The organism is Bacillota bacterium (assembly GCA_040754675.1).
Taxonomy (GTDB): domain Bacteria; phylum Bacillota; class Limnochordia; order Limnochordales; family Geochordaceae; genus Geochorda.
On sequence record JBFMCJ010000490.1, the window covers coordinates 1 to 3,014 of the forward strand.

The window sequence follows — 3,014 nt, forward strand, 5'->3', positions numbered from 1 at the left end:
GACGCTTCACCGGCACTCACCTCCTCAGAACGGCGTAATCCGCACCCGGCCGTCGTCGAGCCCGGGCAGGGTGGGGCCTGCCTCGTCAGGCTCCAGGGCGATGCGGCTCTCACCGACGGGGATCCAGGGCTTCTGGTGCCGATCCGGGTCGACCGCGACGACCCGGCCGGTGTTGAGGTCGTAAGTCAGACCGTCGTGGGCGTCGTACACGAGCTCCACCGGCGCACCGGCGCCGAAGACCTCCAGCGTCCCCAAGGCACTGATGGCCAGGGCAACCGCCGGGTCGATGCGATGGCCCGCCTTCTCCTTGGCCAGCCGGACTCCTCGAGGGGTCTCCTTCGCGACGGCACGCAGCAGGGCCGCGCGCATCGCACCATCGGGGTACGCCACCAGGCGCTTGTCCCGGAGTAGCTCCCACAGGGCCACGGTGGCCCGGCTCAGGCGGTCGGAGGTCTGGGGGAATTCGACCATCGGCACGCCGGCCCGGGCCAGTTCCTGTGCGCTGCGCTGCATCTGCCACGGGTCATACCGCGCTTCGACGACCCGGAACCGGCTGGCAAAGTCCAGGATGGCCGCCTCGACCGTTGCCTCGATGTCCAGCGCATCGCCCGTGGGGACGAAGACCCGCGACCCAACCAGGTAGACGCGGGCGCTCGGCTCGTCCCAGGTGGTGGCCACGACCGCCGCGCTGTCGTGCTTCAGCCCGAGGTCAACACCGAGCACGACCGGCATCTCCGGGGCGAGGGGCAGCGGGCTCCACTGCGGGGCCTGGTCCCACCACTCGATGGGGATGAACGGCGTCTCCGTGCCGCTCACCCAGCGGTTCTCGATGAGTCGGGCGAACGCGCTGGGCCGCAGGGTGCGCCGCATGCTCTCGATCCAGGCCAGCGTTTGCCAGGGGGCGATAGGTTCATGCGACCAGAAGACCAGCAGGTCCCCGTCCCGGTACATGGGCCACCGGTCAGACACCCGCTCGCCGCCCATGCCGCGGTCGTACAGCTCCCGCAGCGGACCCGGCTCGTCCTCAAACCCGGCGTAACTCACCACCAGGCGCAAGGAAACCGCGCGGGTGGGCACGGGAGGCGTCTCATCCCAGAGCCGTTTGCTCCGCTCGGTGACGTAGGCCCACAGCTCGTCGACCACCGTGATGGTGGGGTTGGCGCCGGCCGCCCCTGCGTACTCGGCCGCCTGTGCCACGATCTTCGAGCCGGTGGCCGGGAAGGACACCTCGCCGTTCGTCACCTTCGCCAGCGCCCGAAGCCAGGGCGTCGCCTCCACGATGTTGACGACCCCGGCGAACACCCGGGAGACGGCCTGCTCCTCGTCGTTGGCGAAGACGTAGCCCTCAGCGAGCCGGCCGCCGTGCACCAGCACGGTGTACAGAGTCACCAGGGCGCCGAAGGTCGTCTTGCCCGACTTCTTGGGCGCCGAAAACACGGCCTGACTGTAGCGCAGGCGGCCGTCGGGGCCTGGGGTGAACAGTTCCCGCAGGAAGGCCTCCTGCGCCGGCAGCAGCTCGAAGGGCCGGCCGGACTCGGGATTGACCAGCGTCCGGACGAACGCCGCGGGGTCACGCCGGAAGCGCTCGAGGTCCATCACGTCTCACCCCCACCAGGCCCGCCCCCTGGCATCGCCGTCACCGTAGGATGTGGCGCCGCACCGTCCGCCAGGGCCTTCAGGAACTCCTCGGCCGGGTTCGGGCGCCCGAGGCCCAGCTTCGAGCGGGCCGCCGGCCCGATGGCGAGGCGGTCGCACAGTCGGCCTACAGTGTCGGCCGCTTGCAACACGAGCCTGGCAGCCGGCCTTTCCTTGCCGTCTTCGGTCGTGAGCCCGTAGCGCAAAAGCTCTGCCAGGGCCAGCCGCTCGACCACGAGGGCCATCGCCAGGGCGGTCAACAGCGGGAGGTCCGCCGGTGTTGGCTTGGCCAGCTCGCTTTGGACGGCGAGCAGTTCGTCGATGACCGCCTGCACCTGCGGGCTCGTCGGGGTGAGCCGGCGAAGCCTGAGCTGAAGGGCGTCCATCGCCGCAACGGGCGGAGCCCGGCGCCCACCGCGCCGAAGGTTCGCGAGCTGGCGCTGCCGCGCCGTAGGGTCGTCAGAGAGGGGCATGGCCCGTCACCTCCGTTCGGGCGGGGTTCCAGGCAGGCTCGGAAACATCCCCGGGCCGAGCCCGCCCCTAGCACAGAAAAACCGCCCAGAGCGGGCGGCTCGTTTGCAGCGTCGTTTGCGCGTTCGGGAAAGCCCGTTGTTACGGGCCGCTTACTCGCTCACCGGTTCTGCCAACCTGTGACCATCTGACATCAGGTGCCAGGCAAAGCCGGCTTTTGCACCACCAGGCGGCGGTCGTCGCCGGCCAGCAGAATCGGCTCCGTCATCTCCATGAGCCGCGAGGCGATGCGACTGCCGACGGCGTCTGCCAGTGGCTTCCTGCTCAGGTTGGTGGTCACCAGCAAAATCCGGTCTTGCACATATCGCCCATTGATGAGTCGGTCGAGCTGCTCGATGGCCCAATCGGTGGGCCGCTCGGTGCCGAGATCGTCCAGTGCCAAAAGTGGCAGGCTGACCAGCCACTCCATCGAGAGTGCAGGCTCGCGGTCTCCGTGGGGCCGGAGCGCCTCCAGTAGGTCAGCCACGCACCAGAAGGCGCCGAGCGTCAGCGTCCGCCGGATGGCCGCCGTTAGGGTCGCAGCAACGAGCGTCGTCTTCCCAGTCCCCACAGGTCCGACGATCAGCAGGCCCGTTCCCCTCAGGTCCGGCGGGACGGCCTGGGCCAGGTATTCCTCGCCCGGATAACTGGAGAACTGCGGCCAGGGAAAGCCGTCGTGGTAGTCGTCAGCCTCTACCAGCTTGAACTCTGGCTCGGGCAGCCGTGCCACCCACGCCAGGGCCTGGCGGGCCGCCTCGGTCAGCTCAAACGCCGGACGATCGAAGGCGGCCCATCGATGGCGCCGGGGGATGTTGGCGAAGTTGACCAGACGCTCCCCGCGCTGCCGGCGCTCCCGCTCGACCATCTCG

Annotated in this window: 3 protein-coding genes; all 3 read right to left on the reverse strand. The window is 69.6% G+C overall.

The window, feature by feature from the left end; genetic code table 11:
• Positions 1 to 24 precede the first annotated feature (24 nt).
• Positions 25 to 1,596, reverse strand: a complete 1,572-nt coding sequence (locus tag AB1609_19560; GenBank protein MEW6048641.1) for a terminase TerL endonuclease subunit — start codon at positions 1,594 to 1,596, stop codon at positions 25 to 27.
• Positions 1,596 to 2,108 carry a hypothetical protein gene (locus tag AB1609_19565; protein MEW6048642.1) on the reverse strand — a complete coding sequence of 171 codons (513 nt, stop codon included), beginning with the start codon at positions 2,106 to 2,108 and terminating at the stop codon, positions 1,596 to 1,598. The genes AB1609_19560 and AB1609_19565 overlap by 1 nt, the downstream gene beginning before the upstream one ends.
• 191 nt (positions 2,109 to 2,299) lie before the next feature.
• The coding region (locus AB1609_19570) for an ATP-binding protein (protein ID MEW6048643.1) at positions 2,300 to 3,014 on the reverse strand (715 nt) is incomplete at its 5' end.

Coding starts and splice junctions, on each gene's coding strand:
- AB1609_19565 (MEW6048642.1), bottom strand. CDS start 2,108: ATGCCCCTCTCTGACGACCCTACGGCGCGGCAGCGCCAGCTCGCGAAC.
- AB1609_19560 (MEW6048641.1), bottom strand. CDS start 1,596: ATGGACCTCGAGCGCTTCCGGCGTGACCCCGCGGCGTTCGTCCGGACG.